Raw genomic sequence first — 388 nt, 5'->3', positions numbered from 1 at the left:
CATGAACATCCTCCAATGGCGGCGAAACTAAACGCATGGTGACTGAAAATCGCTGAACGGCTGCTTCGCCGGCGGAGAGCGGCTCACCAGGTCCCGCGGAATGCTGGTGGCGTTGTACAGAATGCAGCTGACTGTTACTCACCCAATCCTGATGCTCGATGCGGGCCAGAAAATCCGGCAATGCCGTCAGTTGCCTGGTCTGGCCGGCCAGAACCAGGTTATTGCCTTTCAGTGTCAGCTTCTCCAGCCCGGCGGACAGCGGCAGGAGATCAGGCAAATTATTGAGCAGGTGGATCAAGGGAAAACGCGCATGATGCCAGCGGCTAACCGCCGCCAAGCGAGACTGGTACAACTGGTGCTGGCGCTGATAATCCGCCAGTTTGGCAAG

General features: G+C 57.7%; 1 protein-coding gene. It reads right to left on the bottom strand.

What is annotated here, in order from left to right:
- A partial coding sequence (locus ACYP03_RS24510) for a PilN domain-containing protein (RefSeq protein WP_459782450.1) occupies nucleotides 1-388 on the bottom strand: 388 nt, incomplete at both ends.

The organism is Photobacterium sp. R1, assembly GCF_054600795.1.
Note: the sequence above shows the minus strand (reverse complement) of the source record. Positions and strands in the feature narration are given on the sequence as shown.